This window comes from Pelorhabdus sp. sgz311001 (assembly GCF_055901755.1).
On the sequence record NZ_JBVXUT010000002.1, the window covers coordinates 277,988 to 300,044 of the forward strand.

Sequence of the window (22,057 nt, forward strand, 5' to 3'; positions counted from 1 at the left end):
TATCAATTTACATTATTTGTAATTTAATTAATTCTCGCAAGTAACTTCCCGGACTTTTGCCAGTAAACCGAACACTTTCCGCCGAAATAGGCAAAAAACCAAGACCAGCTGCCCCAACAAGACACAGCCACTTGCCTCATAGGTTCCCTGTAAAAAAACATAGGCGGACAGACCGAATAAGGCGAGGGCCGCCAAAGAACTTCTTTGCCAATCGCCATAGTGGATTGTCCGTTTTAGCCGCCAAAACCGCAGAAAGGAGCTAGTCAGGTAACCACTGGCAAGGGCTAAGGGAGCTGCTATAACGCCAAGCGAATCCAGTAAAGTCTGCAGTAAAACCACATTGACGATACAGGCGCATAAAGTTGATAGAAACAAAAACCTCGTCGCTTTAAACGCCGTAAAAATAGTACCTAAAAACCCATTATAGATACTTGCCAGAATCGCTGTCATATACAAGGGAATCAAAGACCTAGCTGCCGCATAAGCGCTATCGACAAGGAACGGAAAGACTAACGATACAAAAGACAACCACAGCGAGCCGCAACAAAACAGACTCAGTAAAAAGAAGCCACCTGCCTTACTATAAAAGGTTTCGCTAGCGTCACTCTTGGCAAAAGCCGTCTCCTGCCAAGCCAATTGAAAGCATAATGAGATAAGTAAAAGGGCCAACGGGAATTTTCCCGCCAGTGAAAACAGGCCATTCGCCTCAGGCGACAGCTTATGAAAAATGACAGTGCGATTATAGTCTGTTAAAAACCAGTAACCAAGAGAGTTGAAACAAAGGGGCAAGGCAAAAACAAGCATCGACCGAATCTCCTGGGGACAACTGCAACACCAACTCACATGATGACGCAGAGCCAGCTTTCCTTCCAGCAACAGGAGTTGTCCAATCAACCCTAGTAGCATGGCCAGATACAAACTGCCATAGCCAAGCTTTAAAACAGCTAGAAAAAACACACTGGCAGCTGCCATGATAAAACTGTTTACCATGCCGGAAACAGCAAACAACGTATTTTCCCCAAAGCCTCTGGCCACAAACGTATAAAAACTTTGCCAGCAATAGGCAAAGCCATAGAGCAGCAATAAACCCAGGTAAGGTATGTCACAATAACAAAACAGCAATACACCGCAAATCCCATAGAGGCAGAAAGATCCCCATAAAATAACAAGACCGCTACTGACTGCTGAATATTTCCCCTTCTTATCGCTGTGATCAAACATAAAGCGTAGCACAGTCGCCCAAATATCAAGAAACAAAACAGACGTAAATAAATTAAGGTAGGCTAGTGTCACATCATAGTACCCGTAATCAGCTGACGAAATATAGCGAGTATACAACGGTATGAGAAAAAAAACGGTTAACTTGCTAAAAACAGTGCCAATCAGATAGGCCAAAGAAGAGCGGGCAAAGCGGCCCACCAATAAAGTCATGAGCATCACCTTCCCAGCAAAACTTGTTCATAGACCTGCAACGTTTTTTCTGCCATAAGCGGCAAAGTAAACTCCTGCTCATAGCGCCGCCGCCCAGCCTGACCAAACTGAATTCGCAGTCTGGGATTGAGACACAGCTCCCAAAGACGTGATGCTAAGGCAGTCAAATCACCCCGCGGCGTAAGAAACCCTGTTTCGCGATCAGTCACAGCTTCCTTTACACCGCCCACATCAGAAGCAATTACAGGCAAGCCTTGACGCATGGCCTCCAAAATACTAATGGGAAACCCTTCCCATTTACTTGCCAGCACAAAAACATCCTGTTCAGCCAAAATAGCTACTACATCATCACGCGCACCGAGAAAATGAACTTGATCCGTAATGCCAAGCTTTGCCGCCAAAGTCGTCGCCTCAGGCAGCGTCGGCCCATCGCCCACAAAAGAAACCTCCACCAAAACTTCCCGTTTCAAGAGCTTTGCCAAGGCTTGAAGCAGCAAAGCCTGATCCTTCTGCTGATTAAAGCGGGCCACCATAACCAATCGAACCGGATCACTGCTTGGCCGCAGCGCCCGACCAGACTGGTTTTGACTCAAACACGACAACTGACGCTGCGCCTCAACACCATTATGAATTGTCAACATTTTATGACGACATCCTGGCATCGCCCGAACCCCTAATTGTCTATCATAATCAGACACACAAATAAAACGACTGGTCCCCGCGGCAGCGATCTGCTCCGCCAGACGGTAAATTAGGCGCTTCGGCCAAGAGATCCCTTCTGTAAAAGCCCAGCCGTGAACTGTAAATACGACAGGTGTTGCCGAAAATCGTCCAGCCAGCCGACCTAAAAACCCAGCTTTACTAGAATGACAGTGAATCAGATCAGGCTGAAGCGTCTGAATCAACTTTTTCAATTCCCACAAGGTTTGAATATCCTGTTTCATCGCCAGAGGCTGCACAAGTTCAGGCAAAAGATGTAAAGTAGCCCCCGCCGCGGCGAGACGATCTCCCAGCCAGCCGCTCTGTCCGAGCGCCACATGAACTTCATAAGAAGCGGGCAGACAGGAAATTAAATCAGCCAAATGACGCTGCGCCCCGCCAAGACTGCCTGTTGTAATCACATATAGGAGCTTTCTAGCGCCCATTTTTTCACCTTCTCATTCATATTAGATGAATCAATCTAGCTTCAACCGCTTGGCCTGATCTACCCCAATGAATCAGCCTGTAGTCCTTACCTTAGCTACGATAGGCCGCTTCCTGTATCGGTTTAGCCGCCACCCCTTCAGTGCTTTGCTTCGAAACAAGGACCCGAAAAGTTTGAAGCATAATTTTTACGTCAGTAACCAGATTCATATTCTGAATATATAACAAATCATATGTGAGCTTATCGCCAGCTGTCGTATTATACTTGCCATAAATCTGCGCCAAGCCGGTAATTCCCGGTTTTACACGGTGGCGATAAGTATAGGCCGATAATTCCTGCTTAAAATTTTCTACAAAAAAGGGGCGCTCTGGCCGCGGCCCTACAATACTCATCTGACCTAAAAGAACATTGACAAACTGAGGAATTTCATCAAGACGCGTTGCCCGCAGGAAACTTCCCACTAAGGTAATCCGCGGATCCTTTTCACTAGCCATGACAGGGCCACTAACTGCTTCGGCATCACGGCGCATCGTGCGAAACTTATAAACCATAAAAGGCCTTTCATCGCGGCCACAGCGAATTTGACCGTAAAATACCGGCCCCTTGCTATCCCATTTAATCGCTGCAGCAACAATAAGCAATAGAGGCGAAAGGAACAACAGGGCTACAGCGGAAAAAGCCATATCAAAAATCCGTTTAAGACAGCGCTGCTCTAACGTAGGCTGAAGATAACGGGGACGAAAAAAGGGAATATCATCCATTTTATCGAGAAAGCCTTGATGACAAATTAGGTCATAAAAGACAGGGACAAGAAAAACTTGTTTATTCTCGCGCTGACAAAAATCAATTACCTGCGCCTTTACAGTAAGCGGTAGACTGGCACAGGCAACAATTACATCGACTTGGTCAGCGAGCTTCTCCCATTTTCTAGCAGCCCAATTATGACAGACATACTTGACCTGATCATGTAAATGGCCTTGCAAAGCCAGCCGCGAGACAATCCGTTCGCTTTCGGCGGCGGAACCTAAAAGTAGCAAGGTGCGAGACCGCATGACAGCCTGATCAAAGCGCCAGCAAAGATAGCGCCAAAAAGTCAAAACAACGAACTGCGTGAATAGAGCCGTCACAAACAAGAAGCGTAGAGAGTTAAAATCTGGCAAAAACAAGCTTAATAACAGCACTCCGGCCGCTACATTACCTAACGACATAACCAGTCCCAAGGCCACTTCGCTATAGGTTTTACGCAAGGTTGCAAAAAGACCGTTAGCTCGAAACAACAGCAGTGTCACACCGAGCAGCAAGGGAATCATATCACGGTATACAGCCGTTGCAGCAGACTTGGTCCCGCTGCCAAATAGTACGGGAGCGCCGTAATAAGCTGTCGCCATTAGCGCTATGTCAACAAACACTACCAAAGTCTTTAGCAAACAAGGAAATTTCTGTCGCATGAACTGTCCTCCTCATGATGGATCTTGAATAAAGGGGAGCACGTTTTCATAATAAGGCATCCCCTGCAATAACCCCCCCAGGACCGGATGATCGATCACAAGCTCCCTAATCTGATAACCCGCTTGGCAATCCCAAATATAAAAAGGAGCTGTTGTTACACGCAAAGAACCTCGCTCCTCAATCAAAGGATTGGTGAGAGTAATCCGGCCGATACAAGCAGTTCTTCCCGGAACATTCCCTGTTTTATGGACAATAGCGATAGCCGCGCCGTCAGCATTCGCCCCCCTCAGACCGCTCCGATTCGCATTGATAACATGAATGTTGGCAAGATCAATATAATAGGAACGACTGTCATGATTCTCGATTTTAAGACCATTCAGCCTGTTATTTTCCCATAGAGAGCCTGCAACTTGAACTCTGCCTGCAATAATTTCATCTCTGCCAACAATACTCAAGCCGCGTTTACTGCCAAAATCATGGTGATTTTTAATTTCCACTGATACTGGTACAGTCGATCCGGCTAAATTACCAAGCAAAAGTTGAATACCGGCTCCGGCATTTTGGGCCGTAATCGGATCAGTTATGACAACATGTTCTAAGCTGTCGCTCGGCCGATTCGGCTCCAAATCCAGCCCCCCCTCAGGGTCCTGTCCTTGCGTACTTGTTAAAACAGGCCGTAGGAGCGTCACATTCCTCCCGGCAATAAGGGAAATTCCCTGACGGCGATTGCCGCTAGCCGTAACATCCATTAACGTTATGTCTTCTGGCACAGCATTGAGCTGTTTCCAGGTACCGGGCCCTGTAAAGACCTCTGTTCCGATATAAACCCCATCGCCCCAGCATGCCTTGGCGGTAATCCCCTGCACCAGGACCTGTCGGCTGCCCGAAATAAACAAACCAGTTCCCCATTGACCTTCTGATCCCTGATGCCGCTGTCTATCGCCACAGAGAGTCCCGCCAAACACCATTACATCCTGCACATTTTCAATGGACAACACCGCGTAAAAAGCCGCCCTATTTGGCTTAGCCTGGAGCGTAGTCCGCTCTGTCAGATAAAGTCGACTATGATCGCGCAGCTTAAGTGACGTTAGAGCGTCAACAAGGTAATTTCCCGGCGGAATCCAAAGACTTTTACCGTTATTTGCCGCCTCATCGACAGCGTGCTGCAGCGCCGCCGTATCATCATGAATCCCATCACCCAACGCACCGAAATTCTTCGCATTCAGTGCATCTGACGGTACCGTTGGCAGCGGCGCTCTGATTACATCCTGATCAAGCCCTGCTTGCAGCTGTTCTTCTGGCGATAACTTAGCCGCCAAGGTGGTACAACCGGCGGTAAAGACCGCAGCAAGAGCTAACGTGATTAGCCATTTTGCCACTGACTTGGTTGGGATTGACATAAAAAATCCTCCTTGGACGCAGCCTGCGAAAAACGCCGCCAAAAATTTTGCCGCAAGGGATCAAGCGCCGATGGCCGATACGCCGCCGCCAAGGTAAAATTACGCTTAGCCTGATTTGAGCACCAGGCTGAATTATCCAAAGCTGCGCCAATTCCCGCCGCTAAAGCCATACTGTCGCCAGGTTTGTGTAAACAGCTAGGCGGCAGAAGCTCGGGGATGCCCCCGGCGGTGGAACCAAGAGCTGGACAGCCCCGCCCCATAGCTTCCAACAAAGCACGCGGCAGTCCCTCTTGAAAACTAGGTTGAATGTAGAGATCAATCTGGTCCAACCACTCATTGACCGCTGTACCGTGAGGCAGCGTACCGCAGAAAACGGTACGATCGCCGATCCCATATTGTTCGGCTAGCTTTTGCCAAGGCGCCGGATCGCCGCCGCCTAGTACTTGAAATGAAAAATCATCGCGGTCTTTCGCTAAATAACTTAGCGCTTGTAAGGCAACATGAACGCCTTTCATGTGATTTGCGAGTGTCCCGATCAAGCCGATTTTTCTAACAGGCGTCGCTGCAAGACTCAGCCGTAGCAAACGCCGTTCTAGCACATAAGGCGCTTCATCAGCCAGTTGGACGTCGGAGCAGCTTACAGTCTCACCGTAAGAAGGATAGCGTTTCTGTAAAAACGCCTTCGTAACATACAAGGCATAAGGCGCTTTTTCTACCATACGGCGTGTAGCCCAATAGGCGTAAGGAGCATAAAGTTTCCCCTGCCAAGAGCCATGATTCCAGAGAGCGTCAAAGGGACAATACACAACCTCGGCCAGCCAGGGTTTCTTCTGCTTTCTTGCTAGCGGCGCCGCCAAGCGACTGATCTCACCGATCCTTGCAATCAGCCCGTCGCACTGCACTAATGCATCACTCAGTCGTTTCACAGCCTCCTGCCGCGCCCCCAGCCAGGCCAGCGGACTGCTCACCGAAGGAATCTCGACAAAGCGAACCTTAGGGCCGCTTGACAAATCAAGATACTGCCGTTCTTCCGTTTTTCCTAAAGAGCGTACGCGAGCCGCCACAACAATCTCATCGAAAACCTCGAGATAGCGCCGCCATAACCTGTAGGGATACTGTCCATCAGAATAGTAAAGGCCTTTCTCATCCTTATAAAACTTATGATCATGGGTAAACAGTACTTTCATCAACCTCGCCTACTCTCTGTTTCTTCTCTAGCTATCGTAAGCCCCACAGCCAATAAAAAAGCCGCATGAAGCCCATTGCCCAAAATGCCGCCGACGCTTTCCGTCAGCCCAATGAGCAAATAAGCAATCATGACGAACAAGGGCACGGCGCAATAACCATCAAACTGGACTTTTTCTATAGTTTGCCAAAAGGCTAAAAAACATACCAATCCGTGGAAGAAAACCAGCAATGCAAACGCGAAAATCCCCTTCGTTCCCAAAACAGCCAGATAAACATTATGAGCTAAAATACCGACCTGGGCCGTAAAATACTGATTTCCATGCCCCAAGACCTCAGCTTCGGCAAAAACTTGGCGCCACACAAATTCGCGGCCGGAAAGCAGTGTCTGATCTGGATTCGAAGCAAACTTATCGGTCATCGTAGCAAAAATCCCTTCATGTATCCCGCCCAAAACCAACAACAGAACGATACCGCTACAAAGTACGGCAAACCCGCTAACCCCCCATAGCCAGCGCCATTGCTTCGCACGATCCAAAAGCAAAGTCCCATAAAATAAGCCAGCCATTGCCAAAAAAGCTAAAAAACTAGTACGCGATCCCGTAAAAATGATTAGCAGGACCGAAGCGCCAAGCGCCAAAACCAAAGCAGCTGTTACGCAACCTTGCCTTAGAGTTTGCTCAGTTGCAATCCGTCCGCGCAGCAGGCCAAACAGCCCCGCAGACAACGCAACCAGAATGAGTCCCATGGTGTTGGCATTCACAAATACGCCTTTGTAATAGGATGTTGTTACAGGATATAACGCCAGTGACGCCACTAGATAAGCGGCAAAAGCTAGCACAAGTCCCCAAGCTAAAATGAGGCGCCCGCGCGGCCCCGTCAAATATGGAAAGCCCAAAAAGAAAATGACCGGTACACCAAACAGCTGCCAAACCTCGCCAAATAAATCATCCTGATTAGAAAGGGCAGAAAGTAGCGACAGCAACGAAAAAAGCAACCACAAAAATAGTACGACCATCGCTTTTCGCGTTATACTCCCTAGCGAAAATCCGGTCAAAAACAAAACAATATAACCATAAAGACCCGCCACAGCGAAGCGTAGTAAACTAAAATGGCCCTGCTCTTCAGTAAGAGCATTGAGAGTTAAAACGCCTAACAGAACAGCCAGAAGTACGCTAAGAAAGATCATAGTACGACCTTTCATGGCAAAGGGTTTCGAATGAGCCTCAAGCATCGACACCAATCAGAGCACCTCCCGCCGTTGTGTCTCCCAAGCGCGCATGAGCGCCAGCAATCGCGGACTTACAAGTCCAGCAAAAGCGATAAGCCAACCGTTTTTCTGCCAGGGATACTCCTGTAGATAAGCTAGGGCTAGCTTGAACCCTGCCAAACGATTGCTCGCTAAAAAGGAATAAAACAGCGCTCCCTGACGAAAAATCCGATACCACTTCGGCGCATAACGCTTCAAAGCAGGTCCATGTCGACTTAAAATATAGGCCGTATCGTGGGCTTGATCTGGCGCATCACGCAAAAAGCCTTCGGATCGCTGCCAAATTGATACGTTGCTAGCACGATTTGCACTCGTTAAATGAACGAGTGCAACCACTTCGGGAATCATCCGTGTCTGATAGGTTTGCGCAAAATCTAGTAAGTACGTTTCTTCATAGGCCCGACCGCGGGAAAAGCGCACCTTTTCTAAGGAACGCCGACGAACGCAATGAAAAAAATCGCTCAGTCCGACGCTGTCGCGCCAGCGCAAAAAAGATTCATAATTGAGCACTGTAGCGCCGAAAACGGGTTCTGGCGATACTCTGCCATCATCGCGACGATAGAGAAAGCCCAGTCGTTCAATTATTTCAGGACAGCGCAGCGTTTCCTGACGGATTTTCAGCAAAGCGTCTGGTAGCAATTCATCATCACTATCAAGAAACAACAGCCATTCCCCCTGACTATAGTCAATCCCCGTATTGCGCGCCGGACAAACTCCCTGATTCTGTCGATGGCGAATCAAACGAATGCGATAATCTGAAATCGCCCCCGCCACATCAGCCGACTGGTCTGTGGAGGCATCATCGACAACAAGCACTTCAAAATCATCAAAGGACTGCTTCAGACAGCTTTCAATGGCTCTTACCACTTCTTTTTCCCGATTAAAGACAGGAATGATAATTGTAAAATAAGCCAAAACGTTCCCTCCGCTTCTACATTGCTCCCTGAAAAAAAGCATCTGCTAATTTTACGCGTGTCATTAACAAGCCTAGTAGCTTCGCACGAGTTCCCTGCAGCATTTCCGCCGCTTTCTTCGCTTTTGTCGCTTTGACGGAGCAAGCCTCAACAAGCAAAATAACGCCGTCAGTTTTTGCCGCTAAAAGGCAGGCGTCAGATACGATATCGCTTGCCGTAACAAGCAGCGGCGCACTGTGAATCAGCACATAATCAAAGCATTGTTTTAGCTCGCCTAAAATTTCGGTGAGGCGCGGCCTCGCCAAAAGACTCATGGGCGGCTCGGCGGAACAACCGCTTGGCAACAGCGTAAGTCGCTTCAAGTGCGACGGTTGGAGCATTGCCTGAGCGCTTTTACCGCTTCGAAGCAGTTCGACCAAGCCCGTATTAGGCACATGAAATAAGCGGTACAAAGAGGGACTGCGCAGGTTAGCGTCTACCAGCAAAACGCGTTTTCCCGCATAGGCGAGAGCCACCGCTACATTCGCTGCGGTCATGGCATATTCATCGCTTTGATGGGTCCCTGTAAAGAGAATCGTTTTTAGCGCTTCCCGCTGCGCTGTATCCTCTAAAATAAGCCGGAACGACCGAAAGGCTTCAGCCTGCGGCGACTGCTCGCGGTCCATAAGAAGACGATATGCAAAATGCCTCATAATAAGACCTCCCAAAAAATTCAATGCAAAGCTAAGACTGTTTTCCCTGGCGCGACACTGGTTCAGGAATCGCTCCAAGCACCGGCAGACCTAAGTATGCAGCGCCCTCGGCTGTCGTATCAATGGTTTTGCCAAAAGCTTCGGTAAGAAAAGCAGCGGCAACACCGATAAACAGACCGCCCAAAAGTCCCATGACCAGATTGAGCCATTTCTTCGGCTTACTTGCTTTGATCGGCAAATCAGGCGGATCCACAATCTGCACATTGGTCGGTTCTTTCACCTCATCAATCCGGGCCTGATCATAGTTCTTGGCTAAATTCAAATAAGACTGCTCGGCAACAGCGCTGTCACGCAAGAGCTTTGCCAGCCCTTCTTCTTTGACAGGCTGGCTCATCAGTTCGGCCGTAAGTCGCTGCGCTTCACTATGCAAAGCCGACTGCCTTGCTCTGGCGCCAGCTGCTTCCACCTCGGCCTGCAGCTTACCCTGCACAAGTCCCACGTGAATAGGATTACTAGAAGGCGCCTTGTCACTGGCAACCTTATCAATTTCCCCTGCCAGTTTATCTTGCAGTCCCTTAATACCGGCCTGCAGACTCTGCACTTTAGGATGATTTTCCTTATAGGTTTTTCGTAGCGAAATCAGCTCGACATCCATTTCTTCCAACTTACTTTTATACTGCTGAATCAAAGGGCTATCGCCAACAAAATCCGGATCTTCTTGCGCAAGCTGCCGATTTACCCCATCGAGCTTCGCTTCTCCATTGTTTACGGCCATCTGATTCTCTATGATCATCTTTCTTAAAACCGTTTGCCGATCTAACAAATTTTTGGTTTGATCATTGACCGAATAGGCCTGATGACTTTCTTTATAAGTCACGATGGCCATTTCAAGAGCATCCAAATTGGCTTTCGCCTCATCGAGACGCTGACCGATAAAATTTTTCGTCTCGCGACCTTCAGCCCGTACAATGTCAGTAAGACGAAGGAGCAACGTATCCACCAGGGCATTGGCCAATGCCTGCGCTTCTTCCGGCGTCTTCCCCTGAACAGATACAGTCAGAATTTCCGTATTTTTCAAGGGAACTGCTTCAATTCGCTTACTCACACTGTCATAGTCAGGACGCTCAGCCTCAGGAACATCACTATATACCTTGGCGATGGCCGCCTCGACAACAGTTTTTCCTTTAATAATTTCCGCATAGGTATAAATCTGCTGGCGCATGACTTCTTCTTGCGATAAAGTGCCAATCCCGTCATTTAAACTACGACTGTATTTCACCCGCAAATTCACATTGGACTCATACTGCGTAGGCAAAAAACAGTTGGCTATAGAAGCGGCCAGCAAACAACCACCGACAGTCATGGCAATCACCTTACGCCGTCGCACCAGAATTTGAGCCAGATCACTTACTTCTAGTCTGCCGTCACTATACATGAATGATTTCGCACCTTTCTTTGCGTAAAATCAGGGTTCTTTTTCCCAATGATGAAGTAAATAGAAGGGATAGACAAAGGGAAGAATATCGCGAATCAAATCTACGCGATGATTGCTGCTCACATAGATAACATCGCCGTCCTTCAGGGTATAATTCTGCCGAAAATCCTGCTTTTGCAGCATATCCAGCAAATTAATCGGCGGTACGGCTGCAAACTGCTCCTCACTTGAATTTAACTGTGGTAGTGCTGACGCATTGACATCATGCTGCGTAACTTTAGCCTCTTGCGATGCTCCTTGTGTAGTCAACGTCATAAACTGAGCTTTGTGAAATAACATGATTTTAGTTTTCGCGGCGTCTTTGGTCCAACCAGAAGCCATACTCAAGGCATCGAGCAATGTCCCCCCTCGTTCCAGACTGTAATAGCCAGGATGATACACCTCGCCAAGCACACTGACCTTGATGGGCTGACGTCGTAGTAGATTGACCGTAACCAACGGCTGTTCCAAATAGCGTTCTAAACGCTCTGTCAGCACAGCAGCAAACTCGCTTGCCGTAAGATTCTCCGTCTGGACTTGTCCCGCCAAAGGGACCGCAATCATGCCATCAGGCTGAATTACTACCTCTTTCAAGGACAGCTCATTATAGCCATAAACACTAACAGCTAACACATCGCCTGGTTCAAGAACATAGGCGGCGGCGCCACTTGCTACATTGCTTACCGTCATAAAAGAACAGACGCAACAAGCAACAAGAAATCGTCTAATTTTCATAAGCTTTTCTCCTTTCGCGGCACAACCGTCTAAAAATAACGATACTGCAATAAGAAATGAAAGCGACCGCTTCCAGCATATTTCCCCCCGCCTACGGGCCTCCCCCAAAAGACTTGGGCTTCTACATTTTTGCCAAAGCTGGCAATCACACCAACGCCCAAGCTGGTCATATAGCAGTCGCGGTTATTCGTAATGGACGATACATCATAGGAAAAAACGCCGCCATGATCCAAAAACAGAACTCCCTCCCAGGACGCCAAGGGAAAATGATACTCTGTACTGATAAAGTAGCCCCTGTCACCGCTTAGTTCTCCTTCCTTATAGCCGCGCACGGACGAAAATCCACCTAGAGAAAACACATCTGTTGAGGGCAGATGCACCGACGGCTGAAAATTCCATTGACCAGAAACGCGAAAGAGCCAGCCATGCTGCTCGCCAAGGGGCAACTGGCGAACCCAGGATAAATTAGCCTTCGTATAATAAGCTCGGCTTTCTGAACTCCCGTCACTAGTATCCACGGTATAGCCTCGTGTAACGTCAAAGCGATGATACACAAGTCCGTTACTATCGTTTTTCTGACTAGACCACCCCGTTGTGAAGCTTCTTGCTGTATAAGCCAGAATGGCATCGCCTAGCAAATACGTATCGGCTTTTTTTTCGTGAAGCTCGAAATACTGCGTCGTTTTATCCGTAGCTGTCGTTACGAGCGGACGATTCAATGTCAGCGCAAGGTCAGAGGAATGGCCGCGAATCTGCAAACTTTGAAAAACGCCTGATACTACATCATTTTGGTTTTTACTGTAACTCATTCCGAGCCGGGTTCCGTCTGTACCGACAGGCAACTCGTAAGCCACACTGCCACCCGTATTCCCGCGGGAATGACTCACATTCACAGCGAGTTCGTCTTCTTGTGTAAAAAGATGATGCCACGACGTATCAACCCCTAGCCGATATTCGCCGCTCGTCTCAGTTCCGCCGTTGTCACTGTATAAAACCACCGACGCCGAAGGCGTATCACTTGCCTGCAGTAAAATATCAGTCGTACCAAAAGATTCGCCTCGACGCAAAGCCGCCGTAAGCTGCGTTTGATTCGTCTTATTAAAGCGAATTAAATTCGCTTCCAGCTGATCCAGATTGAGAAGACTTCCGGCTTGTACCTTGAGATGCTCTAAAACATAAGACTGCTCCGTTTGCGGCAAAGTTTTATCGAAGCGGACAGAGCCAACACGACTTTCCACCAAAGCAATGTGAACGACCCCCTTATCAATGGTCTGCGGCAATAACAAAGCCCTAGCAATATAGGCAGGCGTACGGCGATACAAGTCATTCAACTTGTCAACAGCTTCAGAAACCTCCTGTAGCGTCACCAACCGCCCTTCGTAGCCGCTGACAACAGACCGGATATCAGTTGGCGATAAAATAGTTGACGGATCAACATCAAGTCTTGCTAGAAAAAATGTCATTTTTCCGCTTGCCGCCGAGTCCTGGGAAGAATCGCCGGTTTGCTGCGAACTTGGCTGCTGCAGACCTTCTCGCTGCAGCGTGTTTCCTAGCTCACTAGACGTTTTTTGCCGAAGCGATGCATTGAGCTGCAAACCATCACCAGGATGCGATTGAGTAAGATCTTGCGCTGCCACTGCCATGGGACAATTCAGAATCGCTAAAAAAGAACTCCCCCAAAGACACAGCCATAATTTTGTTTGGTTCAGCCTTGACAATCGCTGCAACGATTTCATCCTCCCTTAAAAACAGCTTAGATCAAATTCCATATTTTGTAATATAGATAACTTCGCCATGTAACGCAGTTATCCTTCCATCTTTTACCATTTATTTTGAAATTTTTTCCATATAAAAATAAAAAAAGAGCCTATGGGCATTTCTATGCCACATAAGCTCTTGCTTGTTTAACAGTATTCTATTAATACTGCAAATTATTTATTTTTAGCTCCGAACCATTTTTCATAAATTTTATCATACTCGCCATTTTTCTTGATCGCTGCTAAAGCATCATCAATCTTTTTAGCCAGTTCCGTGTTTTTCTTAGCTACAGCAATCCCGTAATCCTCCGCATGGAGTAAATCGCCGACCATTTTAGCTTCACTGCCGCCAGTCTGTTTAATGTAATACTGGTTAACAGGAAGATCATTAATAACTGCATCAACGCCGCCGTTTTTCAGCTCAATAAAAGCGTCAGGCGGTGTATTGAATTCACGCACTTGGGCATTGGCAATTTTTTTGGCTTCATCAGCGCCAGTTGTACCAATCTGTACACCAATTTTCTTGCCTTCTAAGTCTTTAAAAGATTGAATTGTCGTATTGTCTTTTTTAACAATAATTGTTAAACCGGACTGATAATAAGGCGCTGAGAAATTTACTTTTCCTTTTCTTTCTTCCTTAATCGTCATGCCGGAAGCAGCTACGTCAATCGTATTGCTGTCAAGCGCCGGAATCAGTGCATCAAAGCCCATATTCTGAAATTCTACCTGCACACCCATTTGCTTGCCAATTGCTTTCATTAAATCCACATCAAAACCAACAAATTCCTTGCTCTTATCATCTTGGAATTCAAAGGGTGCAAAAGCCGCATCCATACCGACCTTTAACGTCTTCGGCGCTTCACTCTTGCCGCAACCGCCGAGCAGAGCCATCGCCAAAACCCCCACCATTACGAGCATCCATTTTGACCGCATTAAAAAACCCCTCCAACTTTTATTTTTCATGTAATTAATTATACAATATATATGCATAAAAAATCAAGAAAAAGTCCACTATACCGAGAATTTTTATTTACTTGTCTTTATTAAATTACCTTATTACTATATTAACGCTCATTTTTCACTACCACTTTGGAAACGGACATAAAAAAACCCGACAATACGTCGGGTATAATATGTTATAATTGCGAAAAGTAATTAGCCTCTTTTGCCATTAAAGCAATCGCGGCAATAAACTGGACGGTCGTTGCGAGGTTTAAACGGCACTTGCGTCACTTGACCGCATTCAGCGCACACAACTTCATGCATCTCACGTTGAGGAGCTTGATAATCGCCGCCTTCCCGGCTGCGTTTGCGGCTATTACGGCAATCGCGGCAGCGTGCCGGTTCATTTTCAAAACCTTTTTCTGCATAAAACTCTTGCTCTCCAGCCGTGAAAATAAAATCACTTCCACAATCTTTGCACTTCAGCGTTTTGTCTTCAAATGCCATAACCGATATCCCCTTATCCCTTTGAATTAAGATACCCTTGCTTAGCCGACCTGGTCTTTGCCCCCACACTCGCCTGCTGGAAATTTAGCTACTAGGATACGATTCCCCTCACAACTCTTTCTCTCGACTCTTTGTTCGGCAGGTCTTACTTCTAAGCCGCACCATGCTCAAAACCATTTTTGATTCCTTACGTGGATCGTTTCGCCTGCGACTGGCATCGATTTTCAACCACAGACCTAAGCAAAAAGGTTCTTACTTTAAGTATAAGGGAAGATCCTGTAAAATGCAAGAAAAATAAAACAAATAAGACAATAGCAACTATTTATGGTAAGAAATCGCTGTAAGCTCTTTGTCGCCAAAGCGTACAGCCCTTCCCAAGGTCTGCGCTTCGTAGGCATGCAAGATAATCGACATGGCAATTTTTCCTTGTCGCCCATCGACTAGCGGCGCTTCGCCGGTCTGCATAGCGTGCGTCCAATCGGCGTATAGGGGCGTATGACCACGGCCATAGACGCTATCGATTTCATTATTACATTCTTCCCGCACTTGCTCTAATGAATCAAGACCGTCAGCAAACTGCCAAACCTGGACGCGGTTTAAAGCCTCGCCGCCAATGACGACCGTTCCCTTTTCCCCTAGAAGTGTCAACGTTTCTTCCAGATTACGCGGATAGACGCAGACAGTGCCTTCGACATTGCCAATGGAGCCGCTGGCAAAACGCACTTGGATCGAGCCATAATCTTCCGCTTCAATATAAGGATGGACAAAATTCGCCAGCATAGCCTGTACCTGCTGTGGCTCGCCGCCCAGCATCCACTGCAACAAGTCAATATTATGAATGCACTGATTCATGAGACAACCACCGTCTTGCTCATAGGTTCCACGCCATGGCGCCTGCCGATAGTAGTCTTCATTCCGATTCCAGAGAATGCGTGCATTGCCTGCTAAAATCCGGCCAAAGCGTCCTGTCGCCAAAGCGTCTCTTACTTTTAAGACCGTCGGATTAAAACGGTTCTGGTGTGATACGCATAAAGCCAAACCCTTGGCTTCCGCTAGCTCAATCATCGCATCCGCCTCTTGCGTGGAAAGCGCCATAGGCTTCTCTACCAGAGCATGTTTCCCCGCATCCAGGAACTCCAACGCAATAGCACCATGCTTGCCAGACTCGGTGGCAATAGCCACCGCTTGTACTGCCGCATCAGCGACAAGCTCTTTATAATTTACTGTCATTTTCACGTCAGGCTCAGCTAAACCCGCAGCGGCAAAGCCTTGTTTATAAGCCTTCGCCATCGCCTCGGCCCGCTCTGACACAACATCGCAGACAGCATAGAGCGATAATTCTTCACGATTATTCAGCAGCGCTTCAATATGCTTATGGGCAATGCGACCACAGCCAACTAGCGCTATATTGATTTTCCCCATAATCGACCTCCTAAAGTTTTTCAATATTGCCGCGCTGTTCTACTTCCTTAAAAGCATTTTTCGTGTCAAAAATCATGCGAGCGTGACGAGCAATCCAGCCATAATCAAAACCTGTATGCATCGTTGTTAAAATGACTAGATCCGCCTGAGCTACAAGCGGTTTCGTAAGTTCCGCCGATTCATAGGACTTCCCTTTATAACTAAAGCTGGCAACAAAGGGATCATGATACGCAATATCCGCTTCATATTTCTCCAGATTGGCAATGACCTCAAGAGCTGGCGATTGGCGTACATCATCAATATCCTGCTTATAGGCTACACCGAGCACGAGAACTTTCGCGCCTTTCAAGGATTGTCCGAAACGGTTTAAAATCTTCATAGCCCGATCCACAACAAATTCCGGCATAGAGTTATTGATTTCCCCAGCTGTTTCAATCAGCCGCGTATGATAATTGTATTCCCTGGCCTTCCATGTCAAGTAGAAAGGATCAATCGGGATGCAGTGACCGCCCACGCCAGGGCCAGGATAAAAGGGCATAAAACCGTAAGGCTTTGATTTCGCTGCATCGACCACTTCCCACACATCAATACCCATTTTGTTGCAAATCAGCGCCATCTCATTAGCAAGACCAATATTTAAAATACGAAACGTATTTTCTAGAATCTTTTCCATTTCAGCTACAGCAGGACTCGAAACAGTATGAATATCGCCCTCAAGTACTTCTTTATACAAAGCTGCCGCTACTTCCGTACAATCCGATGTAACACCGCCAACCACCTTCGGCGTATTTTTCGTATTATAATGCTGATTGCCTGGGTCGACCCGTTCCGGCGAGAAGGCTAGATAAAAGTCCGTGCCTGTCTTTAATCCTGTCGCTTCCAATATGGGCTTAATAATTTCTTCGGTAGTTCCAGGATATGTCGTGCTTTCCAGCACAATCAACATACCTGGATGAAGATATTTGGCAATTTCCTGAGCCGAGTTCACCACATAAGACACGTCAGGCTGCTGGTATAAATCAAGGGGCGTCGGCACACAAATGGCCACACAGTCGATTTCCTTCAGCTTGCTGTAATCTTCAGTCGCACTCAAAAGGCCAGAGTTCACAACAGCTGTTAAATCCTCTGGTACAATGTCGCCAATATAATTTTCCCCCGCATTGACCATGGAAACCTTTTCCTGCTGTATATCAAAACCAATAGTACGATAGCCTGCTTTCGCTTTTTCTACCGCCAAGGGCAGACCTACATAGCCAAGACCGACTACACCGAGCACAGCCGTCTTTTGGTAAATCTTTTCTAACAACGCCTTTTTCATGGATTCCCACTCTTTCTCTGCAGCAGTTGCTGATTAAATTTTGAAATTCAAGATTTTATTTAACGCTATATTGCAGCTACTTTCCGTAAAATTCCTTCACCTTGGTAATCACATAGTCCTGCTGTTCTACCGTCATTTCCGGAAACAGCGGTAAAGCCATCGTTTCTTGACAAAGTTTCTCGCTCACAGGCAGGTCACCGGCAGCATAATGCAATTTATAACGCCCCATTTGATAAACTTTCTGTAAATGAAGCGGCACAGGATAATAGACGCCCGTAGCTACACCAGCTTCACCGAGAAACCGACATAAAGCTTCGCGTTCCTGACATTTTACAATATATAAATGCTTTACAGCGAAAATATGGTCCGGCGTTTGCTGCGAAATAAGCTTATCTGCCAAGCCTGCCGCTTGAAACAGTTCATCATAGCGAGTACTAAGCCGCCGCCGCGCTTCATTCCATCCAGCAAGGTGCTCAATCTTCACGGCAAGAATAGCCGCTTGCAGTGCATCTAGGCGACTATTTACACCAATGAGGAAATTATAGTATTTCGTCGGATCGTAAATCGTCGCATCAGCCGAAGCAGTCTCAGCCTCACCTAAGTCAACGGTCTCACCGTACAGCAATTCATAAGCTTCTTTACCGTTTTTCCCACTTCCATGAGCCCTAAGCGCTCGAATCACCTTCGCCAGATTCTCGTCGGTTGTCGTCATCATCCCGCCATCACCAAAGCCGCCGAGATTTTTCGTTGGATAAAAGGAAAAAGCAGCACTGTCGCCGATCGCTCCTGCCGCCACCGTACGGCCATCAGAAAAAGTATAGGAAGAACCGATGGCCTGACAAGCATCTTCTAGCACCTTAAGCTGATGTTTTTTCGCAATAGCCAGAATTGGCTCCATATCAGCAGGCTGCCCAAAAATATGAACAGGCAAAATGGCCTTGGTCTTTGCCGTAATGGCTGCTTCTATTTTTTTCGGGTCCAGATTAAAAGTAGTCTCTTCTACATCGACAAACACGGGTACCGCGCCGAGCCGAGAAATGGCTTCTGCCGTAGAAAAAAAGGAAAAAGGCGTTGTAATGACTTCATCGCCTGCTGCGACTCCCATCGCCTCTAACAAGAGGACTAGCGCATCCGTACCGCTATTACAAGCTACAGCCATTGCACCGCCTGCCACTTGCGAAAAATCCGCTTCAAAATCAGTTACCGTTTTTCCCATAATAAAAGCAGTGTTAGCAAAAATCTTCTCGATTTCCTGCATAATTTTTGGCTGCAAAAGCTTCGTCTGCTGCTGTAAATCAACTAAAGGTATCCGCATAAAAAATCCTCCCCTATAAACATGACCAAACACAAAATCACATTACCTATTATATCGTGATTTTCCGACAAAAGATTAAGGTCAGAAACAGAAACGGGAATGACTTTTCATAATAAAAAGTCATTCCCTACTAAATCAATTTATCCTTGTAGCAGTTGCAATACTTGCTGAGGCTGCTTCGAAGCTTGAGCCATCATAGCATTTGACGCCTGAGCTACAATAGAATGCTTCGTCTGTTCCATGAGTTCTGCCGCCATATCCGCATCGCGCAGCTTTGATTCAGAGTCGGTCAAGTGTTCGCCATAGGTTGTCACATTGCCCAAAGTAGCTTGCAACGCTTGCATAGTAGCGCCAATAAATGTCTGCGATTGACTCACTTGTTTCATCGCCTGATCCACAACCGTAATTGCTTTGTCAGCGCTCTCACGATTGGTCAGATCAAGCTTATCAATTCCCAACGTCCGTGTAGCCATAAAAATCGGAATCCCTGAACTCATATTCATATCTTGATTGACTCCGACTTGTAGCTTTAAGGTACTGCGTCCATCCATCTGACTTAAATCCCGTGTAGACTCAACCTTCTTCGTCGGGCCGGGATAAAACAGCGTATAAGAAGCATTGCCGCCCACACCATCAATCACATAAGAACCATTTGTGCCTGGCGAATAGGTCAAACGCAACTGCTGTTTGCTATTATAGCTCGCTGTAACATTAAATGATGCAAGATCATTGTTTAACGTCGCTAAAAGTTTATCTGGTGTATAACCGCCTTCCGGCAGGGTGACAGAATGATCAGTGCCATTAATCGAAAAAGAAAGTGTGTCATTGACCCCACGATCAATCGTTACACCGCTAGCCAAATTCAGCCGTCCCTCCACATAAGCATCGGTACTGCTTGGCGAAGTGTAGGAGGCCCAGCCAACATAATCATTTTTGCGAAATAAAGCTGGTACGGCACTCCCAGTAAGACCGCTGAAATCTTCACCGCTATTAACTGCCGTCAGCCGCAAAGTCGAACCATAATAGCTGGCTGTCACAGGGATACTAGCCGATGTCAATTGCTGATTGATCTCCGTCAGTAAACCGCTGGCAGAATAGGTATTCGCATTCAGCGTAATTGTTTTCGTCATGGCGCCAATCTTAAAACTAAAGGTATTATTACTGCTATTGATTGTGAGTCCTGCCGAAAGATCAGCCACACCATCAATTTCAGCTTTACTGTCATATCCTTGTACGGGCGTAGGAACGATGCTACGCATAAAGGAATCATAGCCGTTACCGGAAAAAGAGTCTAGCGAATAAGGAAACTGAGGAATTCCGCCGCCTTCATGGGTATTCGTAAAATTGAGCACAGCCCCATAGAAGTTATAGCCAATAGAGGCCTGCACTGATAAGCCAGAAAGCTTACTATTAATTGCTGACACAAAAGAACTGGCGCTGTATGTTCCCGGATCAAGTGTAATCGTATGAGCTGTACCATCGAGTTTAAACGAAAAGGTATCATTTTTCCCCGCACGAACAATAGCACCGTTACTTAAATCAGTCAAACCTTCAACCCGTGCAAAACCGTTGGGAAGTGGCGCACTACTCCCTTCGATGTATTGATAGCTGCCAGGATACACGCCAGGAGTTCCTTTACTGTAAAACAGATCATCTACGGCCGTACCAGAAAGACCTGTAATCGAATGATTCCCTGCACTATTATAAGCAATACGGAGTTGACCTGAATTACTACTTGCTGTAAGCGAAGTTAACCCCTGCACCGCAAACTGCGCATTTAAATCGCTAGCGATATTGGTTGCTGTCAAATTCGTTCCAGGTGTTACCGTAAAGGCATAGTTCGTACCATCAACAGTAAACTTTAAAGAATCATTGTCACCTGCTGTAATGGTCACGCCGCCAGCAAGACTTTTATTGCCGGTGATGGCAGCCGTGGTATACGTAGAAGAATAAACAGACTCAGTCAATGCCGTATAGCTTTGAAATAAATCAGGATAAGCGCTGCCGCCTAAAGTATCCAAAGTATGACCGGCGCCGCTAATATTATGCATCAGCTGTAATTGACCACTTCCAGTATAGGTCGCCGTCACAGGAATATTAGAGTTACTGAATTGATTATTAATTTCCGTCAAAAGACTGGATGCCGTATAAGTATTACTTGACAAAGTAATGCTTGTTGCCGCACCGTCCACATTCATCGTCAGCGTATTATTACTTGCCGTAATGGTAAGCCCGCTGCTTAAATTGCCATACCCAGTTGCTGCGGCTCCAGAAATGGAACCATGTTCTGCCATATCATAAAGAATCGACGTATAGGGGTTATTAATTTGCATCATATCGCCGCCAAAACTATCCATAACATGAGTCGGCGAATCAAACGCTAGTCCGTCTCCCTGATAAAAAGCCGTTACATCGGTTCCTGCTGCAACAAACTTCTGATTTAAATCATCTAATAGCTGTTGAGCCGTATGTGGCCCAGAATCAAGCGAAACAGAATAAGGCACTCCGTCCAGCTTAAAACTCATGGTTTGATTTTGTCCTGGCGTGACATCAAGCCCATCAGGCAATAAATGCGTATCACCAGCTAAAATGCCTGGACTAGGGTAAACTTTTGTTTCAGTAATCTGCTTGGGAATCTGCGTAAAAATCTTTTGCGTATTAAATTCTGCATTAGAAAAAACATTATCAAGATGACTTTTAAGCTGCTGGATCTCTTCCTGAATTCTTTGCCGATCTGAATCCGTCAGAGAATCGTTCGAGGCCTGCACCGCCAGCTCCCGCATACGCTGCAAAGTCGGATCATTAATCGCACTTAAATGGCTATCAGCTGTCTGCATCATCGAAATTCCTGTCTGGATATTCGATGCGGCCTGAGACAGTCCACGAATTTGCGCCCGCATACTTTCACTGATGCCAAGTCCTGCACTGTCATCGGCTGCCCGATTGATCTTTAGTCCGCTCTGAAGACGACTCGCTACTTTATTTTCACTCTTCGTCGCTTTTTTATTCTGACTTTCCGCTCGCATAAGTGTAACGTTATGGTTGACAATCATAAACGGCTTACCTCCCATGGTATAAAAATGCCATAGTATAAAAGTTATT

At 46.8% G+C, this 22,057-nt stretch carries 17 protein-coding genes; all 17 read right to left on the reverse strand.

Features of this window, described 5'->3' with window-relative positions:
* Nucleotides 1–27: 27 nt before the first annotated feature.
* A complete protein-coding gene (locus AC0MXB_RS07275; RefSeq protein WP_474038988.1) occupies nt 28–1,431 on the reverse strand; it encodes a lipopolysaccharide biosynthesis protein in 1,404 nt (467 codons plus the stop codon).
* 5 nt (nt 1,432–1,436) lie between these two features.
* Entirely contained in the window at nt 1,437–2,576 is a 1,140-nt protein-coding gene (locus tag AC0MXB_RS07280) for a glycosyltransferase family 4 protein (protein ID WP_474038989.1), read from the reverse strand.
* Nucleotides 2,577–2,667: 91 nt separating this feature from the next.
* Nucleotides 2,668–4,023, reverse strand: a complete 1,356-nt coding sequence (locus AC0MXB_RS07285; RefSeq protein ID WP_474038990.1) for a sugar transferase — start codon at nt 4,021–4,023, stop codon at nt 2,668–2,670.
* A 12-nt stretch (nt 4,024–4,035) separates the two neighbouring features.
* Complete coding sequence (locus tag AC0MXB_RS07290) at nt 4,036–5,424, reverse strand: glycosyl hydrolase family 28-related protein (RefSeq protein WP_474038991.1); 1,389 nt, start codon at nt 5,422–5,424, stop codon at nt 4,036–4,038.
* Entirely contained in the window at nt 5,388–6,611 is a 1,224-nt protein-coding gene (locus tag AC0MXB_RS07295) for a glycosyltransferase (RefSeq protein ID WP_474038992.1), read from the reverse strand. The genes AC0MXB_RS07290 and AC0MXB_RS07295 overlap by 37 nt, the downstream gene beginning before the upstream one ends.
* Nucleotides 6,611–7,843, reverse strand: coding sequence for an O-antigen ligase family protein (locus tag AC0MXB_RS07300; protein ID WP_474039300.1), 1,233 nt, complete (start codon nt 7,841–7,843; stop codon nt 6,611–6,613). The genes AC0MXB_RS07295 and AC0MXB_RS07300 overlap by 1 nt, the downstream gene beginning before the upstream one ends.
* A gap of 9 nt (nt 7,844–7,852) precedes the next feature.
* Nucleotides 7,853–8,794 (reverse strand): glycosyltransferase family 2 protein, encoded by a 942-nt coding sequence (locus tag AC0MXB_RS07305; protein WP_474038993.1) that lies wholly within the window; start codon nt 8,792–8,794, stop codon nt 7,853–7,855.
* Nucleotides 8,795–8,810: 16 nt separating this feature from the next.
* A complete protein-coding gene (locus AC0MXB_RS07310; protein ID WP_474038994.1) occupies nt 8,811–9,485 on the reverse strand; it encodes a CpsD/CapB family tyrosine-protein kinase in 675 nt (224 codons plus the stop codon).
* 31 nt (nt 9,486–9,516) lie between these two features.
* Nucleotides 9,517–10,920, reverse strand: a complete 1,404-nt coding sequence (locus tag AC0MXB_RS07315) for a GumC family protein (RefSeq protein WP_474038995.1) — start codon at nt 10,918–10,920, stop codon at nt 9,517–9,519.
* 30 nt (nt 10,921–10,950) lie between these two features.
* Nucleotides 10,951–11,694 (reverse strand): polysaccharide biosynthesis/export family protein, encoded by a 744-nt coding sequence (locus AC0MXB_RS07320; protein ID WP_474038996.1) that lies wholly within the window; start codon nt 11,692–11,694, stop codon nt 10,951–10,953.
* 29 nt (nt 11,695–11,723) lie between these two features.
* Nucleotides 11,724–13,430, reverse strand: a complete 1,707-nt coding sequence (locus AC0MXB_RS07325) for a ShlB/FhaC/HecB family hemolysin secretion/activation protein (RefSeq protein ID WP_474038997.1) — start codon at nt 13,428–13,430, stop codon at nt 11,724–11,726.
* A 195-nt stretch (nt 13,431–13,625) separates the two neighbouring features.
* Nucleotides 13,626–14,384 carry a basic amino acid ABC transporter substrate-binding protein gene (locus AC0MXB_RS07330; RefSeq protein ID WP_474038998.1) on the reverse strand — a complete coding sequence of 253 codons (759 nt, stop codon included), beginning with the start codon at nt 14,382–14,384 and terminating at the stop codon, nt 13,626–13,628.
* A 222-nt stretch (nt 14,385–14,606) separates the two neighbouring features.
* Complete coding sequence (locus AC0MXB_RS07335; protein ID WP_474038999.1) at nt 14,607–14,900, reverse strand: zinc-ribbon domain containing protein; 294 nt, start codon at nt 14,898–14,900, stop codon at nt 14,607–14,609.
* Between the two features lie 318 nt (nt 14,901–15,218).
* Nucleotides 15,219–16,322, reverse strand: a complete 1,104-nt coding sequence (locus tag AC0MXB_RS07340) for a Gfo/Idh/MocA family protein (protein ID WP_474039000.1) — start codon at nt 16,320–16,322, stop codon at nt 15,219–15,221.
* 10 nt (nt 16,323–16,332) lie between these two features.
* A complete protein-coding gene (locus AC0MXB_RS07345; RefSeq protein WP_474039001.1) occupies nt 16,333–17,640 on the reverse strand; it encodes a nucleotide sugar dehydrogenase in 1,308 nt (435 codons plus the stop codon).
* Between the two features lie 76 nt (nt 17,641–17,716).
* Nucleotides 17,717–18,955 (reverse strand): DegT/DnrJ/EryC1/StrS family aminotransferase, encoded by a 1,239-nt coding sequence (locus tag AC0MXB_RS07350; protein WP_474039002.1) that lies wholly within the window; start codon nt 18,953–18,955, stop codon nt 17,717–17,719.
* A 140-nt stretch (nt 18,956–19,095) separates the two neighbouring features.
* The gene (locus AC0MXB_RS07355) at nt 19,096–22,008 is read right to left on the reverse strand and encodes a flagellin N-terminal helical domain-containing protein (RefSeq protein WP_474039003.1); all 2,913 of its coding nucleotides are present in this window, start codon (nt 22,006–22,008) and stop codon (nt 19,096–19,098) included.
* Between the last annotated feature and the right edge of the window lie 49 nt (nt 22,009–22,057).